We start from the raw sequence: 17,219 nt of genomic DNA on the forward strand, positions 1-17,219 counted from the left end.
TCAGGCTCCCTGGGAGTGGCCCGTCAGCGACGCCATGTCGATGACAAAGCGATAGCGCACGTCCGACTTTTCCATGCGCTCGAACGCGTGGTTGATGTCCTGCATGCGGATGGTTTCGCAGTCGGGAAGGATGTTCTTCTTCGCACAGAAATCCAGCAGCTCCTGGGTTTCGCGGATACCGCCGATCGGCGATCCGGCAATACGGCGGCGGCCCAGCAGCAGCGGCACCGTGTTGGTCTCGTCCATCGGGCCGATCTGGCCGACGATCACCAGGGTGCCGTCCACGTCCAGCAACGGCAGATAGGGATCGAGCGCATGCTTGACCGGTACCGTGTCGATGATCAGGTCAAAGCCGTTGTTGGCCTGCGCCATGGCGTCCGCATCACTGGAAACCAGCAAGCGGTCGGCCCCCAGCTCCAACGCGTCGGCCTGCTTTGACGGACTACGGCTGAGCACGGTGACATCCGCGCCCAGGCCTACCGCCAGCTTCACCGCCATATGGCCCAGCCCACCCAGCCCGATCACGCCGACCCGGCTGCCCGGGCCAATATTCCAATGCCGCAACGGCGACCAGGTGGTGATGCCGGCGCACAGCAGCGGTGCCGCGCGTTCAAGGTCCAGACCCTCGGGCATGCGCAGGCAGAACTCCTCGCGCACGACCAGGTGCTTGGCGTAGCCGCCTTGGGTGGGCTCGCCACTGATGCGGTCGCTGCCTGCATAAGTGCCCACCATGCCCTGGCGACAAAGTTGTTCTTCACCGCGATGGCACTGGTCGCATTCCATGCAGCTGTCGACCATGCAGCCCACGGCGACGTGGTCCCCCACCTGGTAACGGCTGACATCTGCGCCAACCGCGGTTACCCGGCCGACAATCTCGTGGCCGGGCACGATCGGGTAATAGCTCCAGCCCCAATCGTTACGTGCGGTGTGCAGGTCGGAGTGGCAGACGCCGCAGTACAGGATTTCCATTGCGACGTCATTGCCGCGCAGGCTGCGGCGTTCGAACGCATACGGTGCCAAGGGCGAAGTGGTGTCGAAGGCGGCGTAGCCGTAGGTTTTCATTGGGGGAGCCTTGAGTCGGGAGCAGCGAAGGCTGCCAGTCTAGGCAGCCTCCGGTTACGGATTAAGCCGTTCCGACAGAATGCAGTAATGAGCTCAGCTCATTAATCGGCGGGAGCGGCATACGCTGCGAGACCGTGGAAATCACGCCGCCGGCTGCCGGCAACCCGATATTGCCAACTTCGTGGCTTGCATCGCGCCTAGTGGGCACGCAGTGCTTCGATCACCACCTGCAGGGCACGCGAGGTCTGTCGCCGGCTGGGGTAGTAGGCGTAGTAGCCGTCGTAGGTTTCGCACCAATCGGCCAGCACCCGTTGCAGGCGGCCTGCCTCCAGCGCATCGGTCACCATGTCCTCGGGCAGGTAGGCAATACCGGCGCCGGCAAGCGCCGCGCGCAGTGCAGGCGCGCTGCCGTTGAACGTCCACTGGCCACTGACCCGCAGCTTGCAGGACTGGTTCTTCTTGTCGAATTCCCACGGCAACAGCCCACCGTGGGTAGGCAAGCGCAGGCCGATGCAGTTGTGAACGGCCAGATCCTGCGGCAGCTTCGGGACACCGTGCGCGGCGAAGTAAGCCGGCGTCGCGACCACCGCGATGCGCTGGCGTGGGCTCACCGGCACCGCGATCATGTCGCGCGCCAACTGCTCACCCAGGCGGATACCGATATCGAAGCGCTCGGCAACGATATCGGTCAGGCCGTAATCGACGGTCAACTCAACCTTCAACTCGGGATAGTCGTGCAACACCGACTGCAGCCGCGGCCATACGTAGAGATCCGCGGCATGGCCGGCGCAGTTGATGCGCACGGTGCCGGACGGAAGATCACGGAACTGCCCCATCATCGCCAGTTCCGTCTGTATTTCTTCCAGCCGCGGCGCCACCGACTGATACAGATGCTCACCCGCCTCGGTCATCGCCACGCTGCGCGTGGTGCGGGTCAGCAACCGTATCCCCAGGCGCGCCTCCAGCGTGCGCACCGTGTGGCTGAGCGCCGATTGCGATACCCCGAGCTGCGCGGCCGCACGGGTGAAACTGCCTTCGCGGGCGACGCTGATGAAGGCCACCAGGTCATTGAGGTTCTCGCGGGACATCGGCGGTGCCTGCTGCTGGGGAGCTGCCATCTTCAACATGCAGCCCGTCTACTGCAACGCGCTGGGACCGTGCCAGCCACAACGGTTCATGGAGAACAGACCTGGGGCTCACCCGATGGCCCGCTTCACCGCTGCCGCAAGAAGGCCCGCGCTGGCTCAGAACGCGCCCTGCAATGCCACCTCCCAGCGGCTACCGGCATAGTCCTCCCCAAACAGCGCGCGTGCATGGTTGTCGCTGGCGTGCGCACTGAGCCGCAGCTCCAACGGCGCGGCAAGCTTCCATATCGCGCTCAGTTGGGCGTGGGCGTAACCACCTCCCGGGGTTTGTTGCAGCGTGTAGTAGCCGGCCATCGCTTCCAGCCGCAGGGCGGGATTGAGCGGAACCCGCGCGGCGAGCTGGCTGTATAGCCCACTGTGCTCGGTGCCCAGGGCCTCAGGCGACCATGCCAACGATAACCAGTAGTTGTCCTTCCAGGTCAGCGTACTGTTGAGCTCGGTCCAGTTCAGATCCACCGTCGTCGCTGGGTAACGGTAATGCAGCAGGTTGGCGTCCAACGCCCAGTCCGTGGCCAGCTTGCCGGTCCAGCCAACAATGAAATCGAGCTCGCTGCTGGCGTGGGTCTGCGGCGCAAACTCCACGCTGGAGCCGGAGACGGCGGCGTACAGCCCACTCTCAGCGCTGATCCGGAAGCCGGCCTGTATCGCGGCATCCCCCTGGCTCTGGGTGGAACCGCGCCAGACATAGTCGCTGGTCAGTGCGGCGTTGCCGCTGAGCTGCTGTGCGCCGGCGTTGCCAATCGCAGCACTGCCCAGGAGCAGCAGGGAAAGCAGCAAGGTTTGGTGCGGCCTGCGCCGTGTGTTGTGCGTGATGTTCATTGCGTGTCCATTGGGGCCACGCACCTTGCGTGGCCTGCGCAAAGTCTGGTGGTGACCGGCGTAAACACGCGATGGCGAGCTGCCATGCCCGCATCAAATCTGCATAAAGAAAGCCGCCCTTGCGGACGGCTTGTCGATAACCATGCACGGCCTGGGGTCAGGCGCCACTGCCCACCTTGTCGAACAACAACACCGACTTGCCACGGGTATGCCCTTGCAGGATGTCCGCATACGCCTGGCGTGCGTCGCTGAACGGATAGGCGCGGCTCACCTCCCAGTTGAACTCGCCCTTGGCGACGCCATCGACCACCCGCTGCAGGTCGGCGACATTGCGCTTGACCCACATCGCCTTGACCCGCGGCGAGGACACCGGTTTGCCGGCAATGCTGCCGATGTGCCCGCTCTCCGGCACCAGCGCCAAAGAGACCTCGATCGCTTCGGGGCTGCCGGCCATGTCTACCGCTGCATCGAACGGGCCGGCGTGCACGGCCTTGATACGCTCCAGCACGCCGTCGCCGTAGACCACCGGCAAGGCCCCGAGCTGGCGCAGATAGTCCTGGTTGGCAGCCGACGCCGTAGCCACGACGTGGATGCCCAAGGCCTTGGCCAGCTGGATGGTGATCGAACCGACGCCACCGGAGCCACCATGGATCAGCAGCCATTGCCCCGGCTGCAGGGCCAGCTCGCGGAGAATGGTCGACGCGGTCTGGCCTACGCCCGCCAGGGAGCCCGCCACTTCCCAGGCCAGCCCGGCCGGCTTGGCCACCAGATTGGCGGCCGGCACCACGATGCGCGTGGCATGGGTGAAACCGTCACCCGAACCCAGCACCGCGTCCCCTACCTTCCAATCGCTGACCGCACTGCCCACCGCAGCGATGACGCCGGCAAACTCGGTGCCGAAGTACTGCGGCAAAGCGCTGTGGCGGAACTCGCCGGTCATGCGACGCGCGTCGATGGGATTGATGCCGGCTGCCTGCACATCGACCACCACCTGCTGCGGTCCCGGAGCCGGCAACTCCCCTTTCACAAACGAAAGTACCGAGGCATCGCCGTAGTGATCGGCGCTGAGCACCGTTGTGGTCAGATCATTCATTGCGCAACTCCATCAAGAGATGAGGCGTTTTAGCACCCGCCACGTGAAGCGTGCGAGGCGCATTGCGCGCTGCGCGAACAGCTGCCGCCAGTGCTTTCGCACGCGCGGCCTTGCGCCACAAGCCTCTGCAACCAAACCGCCGAAAAACCGCGCAACACCACGTTCCACGCGCTCCGGTATCACCGTGGTTACTGCTTACAAGCGTGTGATCGCAGGCAATGTTGCAATCAACGCGATGCCGCCTGCGGTACAAATACCTCGCGCTGCGCACCCTTCGGCATGGGCTCGGCAAAGGCCGGCTTGACCTCGATGGGTCCCCAATCATTCTCGCAATGGGTGAAACGCCATTGGCTGGGCTTGAAGCGCGCCTGAGCGCCATCGGGTTCGCCGGTCAGGAACTCGGCCTGGATGTCGTAATCGAACAGCGGTGCGTCGAACCACACGGTTTCGCCGGCATGGCAATCGAGGTAGGGACGGGAGGGATCAACTACCCAGTCGCCTTGCTCGCCGTCGTAGTGATACAGCGGACTGATGCGCTGGTCGCGACTGAGCCGCAAACGGCCCGGCGATGCCTCCAACGCTTCGGCCCACACCCCGGCCACCTGCAGCGGCTGCGGAAACACCAATGCATCCAAACCGCGCAACCCAAGCGGACGCTGCGCCTCACCGTTATCGAAGGCATCGCGCCGGTTGACCAGCGTGCCCTTCGGCACAAGCAACTCGCCGTACTGGAAATCACGTGGCAGCACGAACTGCTCGCGACTGAGCCGCTGCCAGCGCTGGATATGGAATTCACGTTCGAACTGCAGCGTCTTGTAGCCCAGGAAGCCAACCCAGATGCCGGTCACCGCCACGAACACGCAGGCGATACGCACCTTCCAGCTGAAAAACGCAGCCCATGAGCCCCGCCGACGCAACCGGTATTGCAGCGCGTGCAACAGCAAGCCCAAGGCCACCATGCCGCCGACCGCCGGCAGGACAAACATCAGCAGCAACATCTGCCAGGAGAACAACGGGCCAGGAATCATCACAACCACGACGCACGGGGAACCGGCCCATCCTACCCGCCCGGGTATGCCAACCGGGCATGAGGGCAAAACCAATCGCCATCACCCGCACAGGCACAGCGCCACGCATGGGCCGTTCTTGCCTCAAACTAGCCGGCCACCCATTACCTCCCGCGCCATGAAGTCAGCCAGCAAACCCCTCCACGCCCTGCGCAGCTGGCTGAGCATCGAGCGCAACCAGACCAGCCACGGCGAAAAATGGATCTCGGCCATCGGTGCCCTGCTGGGCATCAGCGTGGTCTACCAGCTGACGCACTGGTGCTTCCCGCATGGCTTTGGCAGCCACGCCGGCGGGGCGATCCTGCTGGCGTCGATGGGCGCCAGCGCGGTGCTGGTATTCGCCGTGCCGCATGGCGCGCTGTCACAGCCCTGGGCGGTGATTGCAGGCCACCTGTTCTCGGCCTTCGTCGGCGTGACCTGCCAGATGACGTTCCCCGACCAAGCCTGGACCGGCGCGCTGGCAGTGGGCCTGGCGGTAGGCGTGATGCACTACCTGCGCTGCATCCATCCACCTGGTGGCGCCACCGCGCTGGCCGCGGTGATCGGCGGCAGCGAGGTGCATGCGCTGGGCTACAACTACCTGCTTACCCCGGTGGCGATCAATGTGGCCGCCATCCTGGTTGCGGCGGTGGCCTTCAACGCCTGCTTCGCATGGCGGCGCTATCCGGTGCACCTGCATCGGCGCAGGCAGACCACCGTGCCGGTGGCATCGGCACAACGCCATGTCGACCTGACCCAGGAGGACTTCCACGCCGCCATCGGCCAGCTCAATTCCTTCGTCGACATCACCGACGAAAACCTCACCGAGCTGCTGGAGCTGGCCAAACAACATGCCGAACGCGATGCCCTGCACCCGGCGCTCATCGAGCCCGGCCGGTGCTACAGCAATGGTCGGCTTGGCCGCGCCTGGAGTGTGCGCCGGGTATCGGTGACGCCGGCGTTGGCCGGGCCCGCAGCCGAGCGCCTGGTCTACGCCGTGGTGGCTGGCGACGGCATCGGCGATATCGGCCATGCCAGTGCCGAGGAACTGCGGCAATGGGCGCGCTTTGAAGTCCGCCTTCGCGATGGCGGACGCTGGGCAAAGCTGGGCAGCGACTGAGCTGCATCGGGCTGCCAATGCAGCCGATTGCTCATACTTCGCGATAATCGGCAAGCACCTGAAATCGTGCCGATTGCTCTGATTTGGCGGGCAATTACAAGACTTACGCTGCGCGTGCAGACGAGGATAATCGTCCGCCTCCCCTCGCCCGACGAACCCCATGAGCACTCTGCGTCCCCGCAGCATGCCGCTGGTGTTGGCTGCGCTTTGCGCAACCGGCCCCCTCGGCATCGACATGTACCTGCCCAGCATTCCCGACATGGCCGCCAGTTTCGGCACCAGCGCCGGTGCCATCCAGCTCAGCCTGATGACCTTCTTCCTCGGCCTGATGCTGGGCCAACTTGCATACGGCCCACTGTCCGACAAATTCGGCCGCAAGCCGCTTATCTACATTGGTCTGGGCATCTTCAGCCTTGGCTCGGTGGGCTGCGCAATGGCGGACACCGTTGTGCAGCTGAACTGGCTGCGCTTCCTGCAGGGGCTGGGCGGTTCGATCGGCATGGTCATCGCCTTCGCCATCATCAAGGACGCCTTCAGCGGCGCGGCAATGGGCAAGCTGATGTCGATGGTGTTGGCCGTGCTGGGGCTGTGCCCGGTGCTGGCGCCGTTGGCCGGCAACGCGCTGCAATCGCTGGAATCATGGCGGGTGATCTTCTGGGCACTGGCTGCCTGGGGTGTGCTGGTGGCGGTGGTTGCCGCCGTGCTGCTGCCGGAGACCCGCAGCCCTGAAGCCCGTGCAGGCTTCACCCTGGGGCGCACCGCGCACACCTATGTGCAGATACTTTCGGACAAGCGCTTCCTGCCGTTCGCGCTGGCCTTGTGCATTGCCCAGGCCGGCTTCTTTGCCTATATCGCCGGCTCCTCGACCGTCTTCATCCGCCACTACCAGCTCTCGCCGCTGCAGTTCAGCCTGCTGTTCGCGCTCAACGCTGCAGGCCTTGTGGTCGCCGCCATCGTCAACCCACGCCTGCATGCACGCATGGGCGTGTTGAAGACGTATCGCCGCGTGAGCTTCGCCTACTTCGCGGCACTGGCCGCGCTGTTGCTGACCATGCTGGCAGGCATCACCGCGCTGCCCGTCCTGTGCGCAGGGCTGTTCATCACCGTGGCGCTGCTGGGCTTGCTGATGCCGACCGGCAGCCAGCTGGCCTTGATGCAGCAGGGCCGTCATGCGGGCACGGCGGCGGCCTTGCTGGGCGCGATGCAGTTTGGTGCCGGTGCATTGATCACCGCTGTTTCCGGCGCCCTGGCCTATCTGGGCGGCATGGGCCTGGTGGCCGTGATGGCCAGCTGCGCGGCAATCTCAGCGGCGATCTGCCTGCTGCTGTTCCCGCGCAACGTGGAAGCCTGAGCCGATCGGCGCATCGTCACGGGGCTGTACCCGGTGGCGATGCGCTGGCGCCTTGCGCTCATAGCCTCAGCGCGTCGATCACGATATCGAAGAGGTTGATTGGCAAACGGCAGGCAAGGCTTTCGTGCACGCCGAACCAGTTGCAGCCCACCCAGCCAAACGGCATCAGCAGCAATGCCAGGATCAGCAGGTCGATGATCCAGTTCCAGTGACGTCGGCGCTTCATCTGCCAGAGCGCGTCGACAAAGAACCCCGCCAGCATCACCAGCGCCACCATGCCAAGCAGCAAGGCCAGGCCCAGCCCGGTGTCGCCGCGATGTTGCTGACCCGCGGCATGCGCCGCTGCCATGCGTGCATAGCCCAGCAGCGCCAACAGCGGCGCGATGAACAACAACAGCCGCAGCAGCACCGACCACGGATAGCGCGCCCACAGCTTTGTTGGCGATGCATCAATCACGGTCTGGCGCTCCCAGCGGGAACAGATGCCGGTGGCTACGTGCCTCCTCCACCGCGCGGGCAAATGCAGGACGCTGCAATAGACGAGCGCGGTAGCCCTGCAGCAGCGGATAGGCATCGCTGATACGGTGCGTCCAATCGGCATAGAACAATGCCGGCGCCGCGGCACAGTCTGCCAATGAGAACGCATCGCCGCAGGCCCAATGGCGGCCTGGCAACTGTGTTTCCACCCAGGCGTAGGCCAGTTCCAGCTTCTGTTCGGCGAACGCCCGCGCCTCGTCGCGCTTTCTGTCCTCGCCGCTCATCGCACCGAGCACGGCATGCTGCACCGGGCTCATCACATGCAGATCGAAGAAGCGATCCATGAAGCGCACGTCCAGCGCCTGCATCGGTGCCTCCGGTATCAGGCGCACGTGACCTGGATGCTGCAGCTGCAGGTACTCGATGATGATGCTGGTCTCGACCACGCTGCGGTCGCCGTCCAGCAGCAGTGGAAATTTGGCCAATGGCCAGTGTTGCAGCCACTGGCCGACGAACGCCGGGGTTTCCGGCGCAATCAGCCGGAACTCGAAGGCGGTGGCGTTCTCGTAGAGCGCTATCAACACCTTCTGCGTATACGAGGAAAAGGGATGACCGTAGAGCACCAATGACATCACAGCACCTCCGCTGGACAAGCATTCCGCCACGCTGTTGGCGTGACCATCGAGTTCCTGACAACCGCGGGCTCAGCCAGCACCCACATCGCAATCATTTGGTGCCGCCTGCCCGGCAAAGCGGTCGGCTATCCAGGCAACCGTCGCATCAGCCGCTGCAATGGCGGTGCTGGCATGGCCGGTATCGGGCAGGCGCAGGTAGCGCGCAATCGCACCCGCCTGACAGCTATGCATGAAAAACGCCTGTGTCACCGGCGTGGCCACCAAGCCATCGCCGTCGGACTGCACCAGCAGCAAGGGCGCACTACCGGCAGCAAGCGCTGTGATCGAATTGCGTGCCATCAACCCATCCCAAGGCGCCCGGCCAGCGAGGTCCAGCTTGCCCAGCCGCGCCCGCAGGCGTAGCAGGCGTACCAGCGCGGCCGCGGCGAACGGATCGCCTTCGCAACCGGCCGTGGCACGTTCGATCACGCCCTGCGTAGTGCGGTTGCCGATGGTGGACAGGTCAGCGCCATAAACCTTCGACCAGCTGCGCGCGGTGAATGCCGTCAGCAGGCCACGCACGGTGGTGTCGGCATGTTGCATGTTCTGCGCCAAGTCGGTGGGTGGCGATACCGCAGCAACCCCCAGCAGCTGCAGCTCCGGTGCGTAGCTGCGCACGCGCTGGGCGGTGAACAGGCCCGCGTGGCCACCCTGCGAATGCCCCCACGCAACAAAGCGGTGGCCGGCACCGGCCGGAGCGAAGGCACGGGCAGCACGCACCGAATCCAGCACCGCGGCGGCGGCGGCATCACCGGCCAGGTAGGCATGCGGCCCCGCCGTACCCAGGCCCGGATAGTCCGTGGCCACCACCACCCAACCGCGCGCCAGCATGTCGGTCAGGGCGGGGATCTGCTCCAGGCTGCGGATAGGGGTGCATGCCGGCTCGATCCCGACCGTGCCATGCGCCCAGGCCACCACGTCACGCCCCTGCGCCGGACTGGCACCGTCAGGGGCAATCAGCACGCCCGAGGACGGCGTTGGGTTGCCGTCGACATCGGTGGTTTCGTAGCGGATACGCCACGCCTGGGCGCCGGGCGGCGCGCCTTGCATCGGTGCAGCGTCCAGCAGCGCACCAGGGCTGGCCATGGCGGGGGCGATGTGAAGCGAGGCAGTCAGTACGGCGTACAGCAACAGACTGCGCAACACAGCGATCTTCATTTCGTCACTCCGCCCCGGTTGCGCCGATGCTAGCCCAATCCGGGTGCGGACAACGGATCAGCCGCTGGTCCTGGATGCCCGGCTTTTCGATGCCAGTGGCTTTGCCGGCTTGCGCGCGGCGGGAGCCTTGCCGGCGACGTTGCGAGCTGCCTTCTTCACCACCTTTTTGGCGCCCTTCTTCACCACCTTCTTGGCCGCCTTCTTTACCGCTTTCTTCGCCGCCTTGGCGGGCGCCTTGGGCGGTGCCTTGCCCATCGCCACGCCGTTGACCCGGCTCGCCTCCACCACCTGGCCACCGCCGTGCAACAGCGGCCGCGCCTCGCCTTCGGCTTCCACCTTGCTGCCGGGTTTCAGATCCAGCTTGCGCATGCCGTCGGGACGGGTATGGATGAAGTCGCCGCTGTCCAGCACAACGCCATTGGCCTCGCCGTGGCGCGCATAGTTCAGCCGCACCACCTTGCCGGTGTAGCTGCGCTGCGTAGCTGTCGCTCCCGCCTTGGCGCCGCGCCGCCCCATGCCGGGCAGCTTGTGCAGCTGATACCGCGGATGCGCTGCCGGCCCCTTGTCAGAAGGCGGCAACTCGGCCACCACCGCTGCAACCACAGTATCGGGCGCCACGCCTGCCAGGTAGGCGGCGGAAGCATGGTCATCCTTGTCCAGCACCAGCTGCACCCGCTGGCTGCCAACGCGTAGCAGGACGCCCTCGATGCCGCCTTTGGGCCCATAGATCAGGTGGATGATGCTGCCTTGCAGGGTAATGCTGTCGTGCCTGGGCATGAGCGGCTCGCCATTGAGGAGGTGATGGCCATCATCCACCAACCGTCCGTTATGCGCCTGTATTGGCGCCGCCTTCCACCTGCGCCATGGATTAGGATGCAGCCCACCGCCCCAACCGCGCGGAACGCTGTATGACCACCCTCGCCGAGCTTGGCCCGCGCATCTGCATCATGGGCCCCTCCAACAGCGGCAAATCCACCTTGGCTGTTGCCATCGCACAGCGCAGCCAGCTGCCGGTGATCCACCTGGACCAGCTGTTCCACCAGCCACACAGCAATTGGCAGCCACGCCCCGAGGCAGAATTCCTGCAGCTGCATGACGCCGCCATCGACCAGCAGCAATGGGTGATGGAAGGCAATTACTCGCGCACCCTGCCCCAGCGCCTGCAGCGCGCCACCGGCTTCATCCTGCTCGACCTGCCCACCGCAACCAGCCTATACCGCTACTTCCGCCGTACCTGGTTCGAGCGGACCCGCCACGGCGCACTGGCCGGCAACAAGGACTCGGTGAAGTGGGAGATGATCCACCACATCGGCGTTGTCACCCGGCGCAACCGACGCAGCTATGCGGCGCTGTACGCACGTATTGCCCTGCCCAAGCTGCGCTTGGCCAGCCGCCGTGAGCTGGATCGCTTCTATCACGCCGAAGCCCTGCGCCGCTAAGCGCCCCATTCGCCAGCAGCAAAGAGGCGGAATGGAGGCGTGTTAGATTCGCGACCAACCGCGTATGCACGATGCAGGGCCGGGCAATGCGTGCTACCACCATCCAGGGATACGACGATGCGTTTTCAACCCAGCCGGCACCACGCCGCGGCCGCTACTGCGCTGTTGCTGCTGCTGCTTGCCAGCCTGAACGTTTCGGCTGTGCCGGCACGCAGCTACGTCACCCAGATCCCCGAACTGCTGCAGCATGCACCGGCCTCCGACTGGCAGGCGATTGCCGACGATGACATCGTGGTACTGCAGTTGTCCTCCGGGCCGGTCGTCACTGCCTTGGCACCATTCTCCGCACCGCTGCACACGGCACGCTGGCGCAGCCTGATCCGCAGCGGCTACTTCAGCCACAGCTCGATCCAGCGCGCGCAGGAAAACTATGTCGTGCAATGGGGCGAAAACAACGGCAGTCGCCCAGCGGGCGACAGCGCCGCAGCGTTGCCAAAGCAGACCCACTTCGCGCTGACACCGGCGCTGGCGGAACGCGTGGTCGCGCTCAATGCAGCGGACAGCTATACCGCCAACGTCGGCTTCATCGCCGGCTTCGCAGTCGGTATCGACAAGGCCCGCCAGCACGCCTGGTTACTGCACTGCCACGGCGCAGTGGGCACCGTGCAAGCCGACCCGGACAGCAGCGATGGCGGCGTGTACTTCTACGCCGCCATCGGCAACCCGACCCGCGAACTGGATGACAAGCTGCCGGTGGTAGGCCGCGTCATCGAAGGTATCGAACGGCTGTCCACCTTGCAGCGCGGGCTGGGCGAATACGGCTTCCTCGACGAAGCCCATCATGTGCCCATCCTGCAGACACAGCTGGCCAGCGAGATGCCTGCACAGACCCGGCCACGCTTCGAACGGCTGCGCACCGATAGCGGTACGTTTGCCGCGCTGCTGCGACTGCGTGCTGCCTCGCTACGCAAGCAAGCTGATGCCGACGCGGCCTATCCGCTGGATGCATGCAGCGTTCCGCTACCGGTGCGGCGGGTGGCGATGCTGCCGCCCGGGGAATGATCCTGCTGCTGGCGCTGTCCTACGTCACACCACCAAGACCAGTACCGCCCTCTCCTGCCGATGGAAAAGAAGCCGGCAACCGCCCGGCTTTTTCATATCTTCGGCGCTCAGGCAGACGGCCCACCTCCACTACGATGGAGACCAGGCTCTGCAACCTCCTTGCCGGCGGTAGTGCCAGCAATAGCGCCTGTTGCCCCGCAGACCTGCGTACCGATCGGCCCCAGCAGCGAATCCACGGCGGCCCCAACTGCCCGCATTGCGTGGAACGCCAATGACGCGACGCCATCGGCGTGGGGCATGCCGCCTGCCGGCCATCCGTCGCAAGCCGGCATTACCTCTGTCCTTGGACAGCGCCTGTCCGCATCTGCGAGGATCGGGCAACCAATGACGACAGGGATGTGCTGCATGACGTTGTCCTTCCATCACGCTCTTATTACGCTTGCATTGATGCTGACGGCGCCTTGTTCGGCAACGGCGGCAGCAGCAGCGGCCTCACCGGCGGGTCCTACGCGCACTGCGATACCCACCCGTTTCGAGCACCAGCGCATTCTTGTCACCCCGCGCCTGGCAGGTGGCGCGACAATCGTCTTCTATACCGACAGCGGTGGCGGCCTGAACATGATCCGCGAGGACGTGGCGCAACGACTGGGCCTGAGCCCCGGCGCGGATGTGGAGGAAGAAGGCCAGCCGCCACTCAAGACCGCGGCATGGCCGGCCTTCGTTGAGGACGCCAGCATTCCGCCTGCCGAACATGACAGTTTTCTGCAGGGGCGACTTGCGATAGTGCCCGCCGAAGGCTTCGGCGAAGGCCCCATGCTCAATGAGGGCTTTCTTGGCAGCCGCTGGTTTGCCGGACGCGTGTGGGAGTTTGATTACCCGGCCAGTTCGCTCCATGTGCTGGAAGGCTGGACGCCACCGGCCAGCGCCCGCAGCACAGCAATGACGATGCTGCCGAACCGCAACATGTACTGGCCACGCATCCAGGTCGAGATCGACGGGGAAAAGCTCGACATGCTGTTCGATACCGGCCCGAGCTGCGGCTGGGCGCGGACGGCGCCAAGGCATTGGGCCACGAAGAAGGCGCACGGGTAGCTGGCAGCTTCATCACCACGCGTCAGTACCGCAAGTGGCGCGACGCACACCCCGATTGGCCGGTGGCAATGAAAGGCGATGGCGGCACGCCGATGATCCAGGTGGCCAACGTGCGCATCGGCGGCACCGATACCGGACCGGCCTGGTTCGCTGCACGTCCGGATCGCAACTTCACCGAGTTCATGTCATCGATGACCGATGCGCCGGTGGAAGGCGCCATTGGCGGATCGGCGTTCGCTCGTTTGAAGATGGTCGCGGACTATCCGGCGCAGAGGCTTTATGTGCTGCCGTGAACGCACCACGTTCCTTCTGGAGTTGTGATGAAAAGATCGGATCGAAGCAGCCGACGCTGACGTCGGCTTCCCTTCAGCTATCGAAGCGCAGCGCGTAACGACGGACTACGTCGATATTTTGCTGCGCCATGGCCTGAATCTCCGGGGCAACTTCTGCTTCCGCTACCTGCTGCCAAAACTGCACAGCCAACTGTGCAGCCCAAGCAATGAACGCCGCTTGCCCGGTCCTGTTGGGTGCATTGATGCTTACCAACGCAGGTGCACGAACATTTCCTGATTGCGCAGACGGAGCCAAATACATCGGCAACATGTCGTAGGCAGGACGCAGGGGTAGCGGACCACTGTCGATCAAGTCAAAACCGATGTTGCCTAGATGCATATCGGTATTGCCGATGAGCCTCCCGAACCAATGCAGCCGCGCCATGTTGTCGGCAGTGTCTTGCGTGATCAGTCGCTCATTAACGAGCTGCTCGCCAGCCAGACCCCAGTCACGTGTTCCCTCGCCGATGAAGGCCGCATCCAGCGCCAATAGCGAAACGAAGCCGCGCCTGCCCAATTCGTCCGCAGTGCGATCAAACCGCTCCACTTCAAGGAACACGTGTTCGTCGCTGCGCAGCAATTGCGTGCGGGCAGCCGGGAAGCCCGCCTCGCGCAGCGTGGTCAACGCCAGATGCTCGCAGACGAGCAGATCCGCCCAACGCGCACCCAGCGCGTTCGACGACGACAGCGCGAACTTGACCAGGGCAGCGTAGCGACCCGTAGCGGTTACAACGGTCGCCGTGAACTTGGGCTGCTCGCCGCCTGGAGACGAACCAACTTCCTCGCCATCGAGAGCTTCCTTGGCGCGTATGGCATAGACGTCGTGCCGGCTGTCCATGTCCACGCGATCCGGTGGCGCATCCACATCCAGCAACGCCCGGTCGATGGCGGCCTGCCCCAACAGCAGGTCGCCGACGCTGGTGCCGCCATGCAGGATACCGAGCAGGTTGTCGCGCGACTGCCAGCTCTTCAGGTCCGCGGGCACCCCCAATGCCCGGCCCAAACGATGCGCAAGGGAACGACCAAGGAAGCCTTGCGGACGCACATCGTCCAGAAACCAGGGCAGCCCCGGAAAGTAACCCGCCGGGCCATCCACGGCGCGCATCAGGTTCGGACGATCACCTGTGGGTTCAAGAAGGAAACCGTCTCCACGCAACGCGTGCAGGGTGCCCAGTTCTTCCATGTTCGCTTCTGGGCCCATCCGGTAAAGCGGCCACGTGTTGGGCCGGACCAGAGCCGTGGCTACATAGGCCGTGGCGCGCGCCTTGCCAATCCGGCGCACCTGATCACCGGCCTCCGCGACCAACCGGGATAGCACGGGGCGGGAAACCGCCAGCTTTTCGACCAACTCGCCGGCCGGCACCGGTTCCCCGCTCTGCAGCAGATCGAGCAGTTGCAGGACGCTGGCTGAGGAAGGACGGGCCATGATCAATGCTCGTTTCTTTACGATTCAAGAAACGATACTAGCCTCATGAAGACTTTTCAACACGTTGATATGAATAACAATTTCATTAGAAGCCGTCTTCACTATCCGCCTATTTCTTTACGATCCCTCGCCGGCTGGACGTGGCTATCAACCGCCTGTTGCAGCAGAACCAATTGGTTCTAGAAAACCAAGGCCACGTAACGAACGAAGGCCACAGCGGAAACCCGACTCTGACCCCGGTTTTCGCAACGTTCGCTTTTGGCCCCCGCGCGGATGCTGCAAGCAGGCAGCCCGCACCTTTCCCTGGCAACAACTCAAGTTTCACCAGGCCGGATGTAGGCTCTGACCAAACGAAGTCCGCCAAGTGAAGTCCGACATGAAGTCAGTGCCCCAATTGCTCCTGCTGATTGGCGTCGCCTGCGGCGGCATACTCACCGCTGCTGCCCAACAACCTGGGTCTGCCGCCTACAACTCGGTCTACCTGCCCGCACATGGCGTTGGCGACACCCAACGCAACAGCAACGCGCGCCAATGGGGCGCGTTCGCCTCGGGCAAGCACTCGGTCGTGGGTTGGACCGTGGACGGCAGCTCCGCGCAGGACGCCAGCGACAAGGCCGTTGCTGCATGTGAGGCGGCCGGTGGCGAAGACTGCGGTCTGGAGTTCACCTTTGGCGATCAATGCGCCGTGGTGGCGTCCGGCCCCGAGCAGTGGCACTGGAAGACGGGCAATGACAATCTGGGCAAGCTGAAGCGCCAAGCCCTGCGCCAATGCGGCAGGGACTGCAGCATCATCCGCGAAGGTTGTGCGCTTCCCCAAGATTGAGGAGCGACGCTCCTTCCGGCTACGGCCAGGGGCAGATTGAAAACCCGACTCCGGCCGCCACCTCCCGCCGGAACGGATCGAAGGATTGCCGCATTTCTTTACCATTCAAAACCGACGCCCAAGCGCCTTGCGCCCCCTCAATGCGGATCCGGCCCGCGGTGCCCGCGGACTGTTGTAGCCCGGGTAAGCGCAGCGCACCCGGGGTCGCATGAACCCAGATATCAGGCAGGATTGCCTATGCGTTGATGCGCCGGTACTGAGCAACCCAGCAGCTGAACGCATTGCTTGCCCCCCCCAAACCCCGGGTGCGCTGCGCTTACCCGAGCTACGGGCTACTCGGTTCGTTCGCCATATCCGTGGATCGAGAATGATTCGGCGCCTGCCCAGTCTTCCGTCAGCATCCCCTCGCGGACATAGCGATGGAAAGTGGAGTGTGGCCAGTCGCGCACCGCACTCACGCAGCCATGCTTCAACGGGTTGATATGCACATAGTCCACGCAGGCTTGGAGCTGGCTCGCATCGCGGATGGTTCGCTCCCAATAGCGCGCCTGCCAAGGAGATGGATGGCCCGGAACGAAGACCCTGCGGGTGAAGCCTTTCTTGATGTCCTGCCACAACCGTGGATAGTCATCGGAGCTGGCATCCATCTGGATCACCGCGTGTAGATGTTCCGGCAGCACCACCGCAGCCAGAACCAGGTGAGGCACCCGGCGCGCCGCATTACGCCACGCCTGCTTCAGCGCGTTGATCTCGCGCACCAGCAGATCACTACGCCGATTCTGCAAGGTCACGGTGAAGAAGTAGCTGCCGCCGGCAACACGATTACGTCGATAGTTGACCATCGCCCCAGCGTAGCCATATCACCGCACAACGCCTGCCCCGCGACCCGTAAGCAAACCACCCGCCAAACACCAGTCAACCCGTAGCCCGGGTAAGCACAGCGCACCCGGGACCAGGCAATGCTTGGCACCGCATCAAATCGCAGCCGCGGGGATGCTTTCGTTGGCTTCGAAAGGGATCAGCGAAAGCGCGAAGCAAAAAAGCCGTGTAATGACCCACTGAAAACCTGCTCAGGTGTTAGTTTTCCCAAAGGAGACACC

The 17,219-nt window shown here is 64.4% G+C and carries 18 protein-coding genes; 7 read left to right on the forward strand and 11 right to left on the reverse strand.

Annotated features, from left to right (window positions below; genetic code table 11):
- The 5 genes from RT460_RS10130 to RT460_RS10150 all read right to left on the reverse strand — a co-directional run bounded on the left by RT460_RS10130 (position 1) and on the right by RT460_RS10150 (position 5,147).
- Positions 1-1,062, reverse strand: coding sequence for an NAD(P)-dependent alcohol dehydrogenase (locus RT460_RS10130; RefSeq protein WP_313318801.1), 1,062 nt, complete (start codon positions 1,060-1,062; stop codon positions 1-3).
- A 197-nt stretch (positions 1,063-1,259) separates the two neighbouring features.
- A complete protein-coding gene (locus RT460_RS10135) occupies positions 1,260-2,150 on the reverse strand; it encodes a LysR family transcriptional regulator (protein WP_313318838.1) in 891 nt (296 codons plus the stop codon).
- Between the two features lie 156 nt (positions 2,151-2,306).
- Entirely contained in the window at positions 2,307-3,026 is a 720-nt protein-coding gene (locus RT460_RS10140; protein WP_313318803.1) for a TorF family putative porin, read from the reverse strand.
- Positions 3,027-3,183: 157 nt separating this feature from the next.
- Positions 3,184-4,119: an NADP-dependent oxidoreductase gene (locus RT460_RS10145; protein ID WP_313318805.1), complete on the reverse strand. Its 936-nt coding sequence runs from the start codon at positions 4,117-4,119 to the stop codon at positions 3,184-3,186.
- A gap of 227 nt (positions 4,120-4,346) precedes the next feature.
- Complete coding sequence (locus RT460_RS10150; RefSeq protein ID WP_313318807.1) at positions 4,347-5,147, reverse strand: hypothetical protein; 801 nt, start codon at positions 5,145-5,147, stop codon at positions 4,347-4,349.
- Positions 5,148-5,304: 157 nt separating this feature from the next.
- Between RT460_RS10150 and RT460_RS10155 the strand changes: the two genes are divergently transcribed.
- Positions 5,305-6,285, forward strand: a complete 981-nt coding sequence (locus RT460_RS10155; RefSeq protein WP_313318809.1) for an HPP family protein — start codon at positions 5,305-5,307, stop codon at positions 6,283-6,285.
- 160 nt (positions 6,286-6,445) lie between these two features.
- Positions 6,446-7,636 carry a multidrug effflux MFS transporter gene (locus RT460_RS10160; protein WP_313318811.1) on the forward strand — a complete coding sequence of 397 codons (1,191 nt, stop codon included), beginning with the start codon at positions 6,446-6,448 and terminating at the stop codon, positions 7,634-7,636.
- A 58-nt stretch (positions 7,637-7,694) separates the two neighbouring features.
- Here RT460_RS10160 and RT460_RS10165 read toward each other — a convergent pair whose 3' ends face one another.
- From RT460_RS10165 to RT460_RS10180, 4 genes are all read right to left on the reverse strand, one after another.
- Positions 7,695-8,093: a hypothetical protein gene (locus tag RT460_RS10165; protein ID WP_313318813.1), complete on the reverse strand. Its 399-nt coding sequence runs from the start codon at positions 8,091-8,093 to the stop codon at positions 7,695-7,697.
- Complete coding sequence (locus RT460_RS10170; RefSeq protein WP_313318814.1) at positions 8,086-8,745, reverse strand: glutathione S-transferase family protein; 660 nt, start codon at positions 8,743-8,745, stop codon at positions 8,086-8,088. The genes RT460_RS10165 and RT460_RS10170 overlap by 8 nt, the downstream gene beginning before the upstream one ends.
- Positions 8,746-8,817: 72 nt before the next feature.
- Positions 8,818-9,945 carry an alpha/beta fold hydrolase gene (locus RT460_RS10175; RefSeq protein WP_313318815.1) on the reverse strand — a complete coding sequence of 376 codons (1,128 nt, stop codon included), beginning with the start codon at positions 9,943-9,945 and terminating at the stop codon, positions 8,818-8,820.
- Positions 9,946-10,002: 57 nt separating this feature from the next.
- Positions 10,003-10,722 carry a hypothetical protein gene (locus RT460_RS10180; RefSeq protein WP_313318816.1) on the reverse strand — a complete coding sequence of 240 codons (720 nt, stop codon included), beginning with the start codon at positions 10,720-10,722 and terminating at the stop codon, positions 10,003-10,005.
- Between the two features lie 131 nt (positions 10,723-10,853).
- Here RT460_RS10180 and RT460_RS10185 point away from each other — a divergent pair, with 131 nt between their 5' ends.
- The 4 genes from RT460_RS10185 to RT460_RS10200 all read left to right on the forward strand — a co-directional run bounded on the left by RT460_RS10185 (position 10,854) and on the right by RT460_RS10200 (position 13,831).
- Entirely contained in the window at positions 10,854-11,384 is a 531-nt protein-coding gene (locus RT460_RS10185; protein WP_313318817.1) for an AAA family ATPase, read from the forward strand.
- Positions 11,385-11,501: 117 nt separating this feature from the next.
- Positions 11,502-12,446 carry a peptidylprolyl isomerase gene (locus RT460_RS10190; RefSeq protein WP_313318819.1) on the forward strand — a complete coding sequence of 315 codons (945 nt, stop codon included), beginning with the start codon at positions 11,502-11,504 and terminating at the stop codon, positions 12,444-12,446.
- A gap of 405 nt (positions 12,447-12,851) precedes the next feature.
- Entirely contained in the window at positions 12,852-13,538 is a 687-nt protein-coding gene (locus RT460_RS10195) for a hypothetical protein (RefSeq protein WP_313318821.1), read from the forward strand.
- Positions 13,511-13,831 (forward strand): hypothetical protein, encoded by a 321-nt coding sequence (locus RT460_RS10200; protein ID WP_313318822.1) that lies wholly within the window; start codon positions 13,511-13,513, stop codon positions 13,829-13,831. Before RT460_RS10195 ends, RT460_RS10200 begins: the two co-directional genes overlap by 28 nt.
- A 73-nt stretch (positions 13,832-13,904) precedes the next feature.
- Here RT460_RS10200 and yjjJ read toward each other — a convergent pair whose 3' ends face one another.
- Entirely contained in the window at positions 13,905-15,296 is a 1,392-nt protein-coding gene (gene yjjJ / locus RT460_RS10205; protein WP_313318823.1) for a type II toxin-antitoxin system HipA family toxin YjjJ, read from the reverse strand.
- A 376-nt stretch (positions 15,297-15,672) separates the two neighbouring features.
- Here yjjJ and RT460_RS10210 point away from each other — a divergent pair, with 376 nt between their 5' ends.
- Complete coding sequence (locus RT460_RS10210; RefSeq protein WP_313318824.1) at positions 15,673-16,119, forward strand: DUF4189 domain-containing protein; 447 nt, start codon at positions 15,673-15,675, stop codon at positions 16,117-16,119.
- 332 nt (positions 16,120-16,451) lie between these two features.
- On the opposite strand, the gene RT460_RS10215 is transcribed toward RT460_RS10210, so the two are convergent.
- Entirely contained in the window at positions 16,452-16,961 is a 510-nt protein-coding gene (locus RT460_RS10215; protein ID WP_313318826.1) for a transposase, read from the reverse strand.
- Positions 16,962-17,219: the final 258 nt, after the last annotated feature.

The sequence above is a fragment of the Stenotrophomonas sp. genome, assembly GCF_032061965.1.
Classification (GTDB): Bacteria; Pseudomonadota; Gammaproteobacteria; order Xanthomonadales; family Xanthomonadaceae; genus Stenotrophomonas.

Excerpts from the sequence above, each read along its gene's own strand:
- RT460_RS10130 (WP_313318801.1), bottom strand. The coding sequence starts at position 1,062 with ATGAAAACCTACGGCTACGCCGCCTTCGACACCACTTCGCCCTTGGCA.
- RT460_RS10135 (WP_313318838.1), bottom strand. The coding sequence starts at position 2,150 with ATGTCCCGCGAGAACCTCAATGACCTGGTGGCCTTCATCAGCGTCGCC.
- RT460_RS10140 (WP_313318803.1), bottom strand. The coding sequence starts at position 3,026 with ATGAACATCACGCACAACACACGGCGCAGGCCGCACCAAACCTTGCTG.
- RT460_RS10145 (WP_313318805.1), bottom strand. The coding sequence starts at position 4,119 with ATGAATGATCTGACCACAACGGTGCTCAGCGCCGATCACTACGGCGAT.
- RT460_RS10150 (WP_313318807.1), bottom strand. The coding sequence starts at position 5,147 with ATGATTCCTGGCCCGTTGTTCTCCTGGCAGATGTTGCTGCTGATGTTT.
- RT460_RS10155 (WP_313318809.1), top strand. The coding sequence starts at position 5,305 with ATGAAGTCAGCCAGCAAACCCCTCCACGCCCTGCGCAGCTGGCTGAGC.
- RT460_RS10160 (WP_313318811.1), top strand. The coding sequence starts at position 6,446 with ATGAGCACTCTGCGTCCCCGCAGCATGCCGCTGGTGTTGGCTGCGCTT.
- RT460_RS10170 (WP_313318814.1), bottom strand. The coding sequence starts at position 8,745 with ATGTCATTGGTGCTCTACGGTCATCCCTTTTCCTCGTATACGCAGAAG.
- RT460_RS10175 (WP_313318815.1), bottom strand. The coding sequence starts at position 9,945 with ATGAAGATCGCTGTGTTGCGCAGTCTGTTGCTGTACGCCGTACTGACT.
- RT460_RS10180 (WP_313318816.1), bottom strand. The coding sequence starts at position 10,722 with ATGCCCAGGCACGACAGCATTACCCTGCAAGGCAGCATCATCCACCTG.
- RT460_RS10185 (WP_313318817.1), top strand. The coding sequence starts at position 10,854 with ATGACCACCCTCGCCGAGCTTGGCCCGCGCATCTGCATCATGGGCCCC.
- RT460_RS10190 (WP_313318819.1), top strand. The coding sequence starts at position 11,502 with ATGCGTTTTCAACCCAGCCGGCACCACGCCGCGGCCGCTACTGCGCTG.
- RT460_RS10195 (WP_313318821.1), top strand. The coding sequence starts at position 12,852 with ATGACGTTGTCCTTCCATCACGCTCTTATTACGCTTGCATTGATGCTG.
- yjjJ (WP_313318823.1), bottom strand. The coding sequence starts at position 15,296 with ATGGCCCGTCCTTCCTCAGCCAGCGTCCTGCAACTGCTCGATCTGCTG.
- RT460_RS10210 (WP_313318824.1), top strand. The coding sequence starts at position 15,673 with ATGAAGTCAGTGCCCCAATTGCTCCTGCTGATTGGCGTCGCCTGCGGC.
- RT460_RS10215 (WP_313318826.1), bottom strand. The coding sequence starts at position 16,961 with ATGGTCAACTATCGACGTAATCGTGTTGCCGGCGGCAGCTACTTCTTC.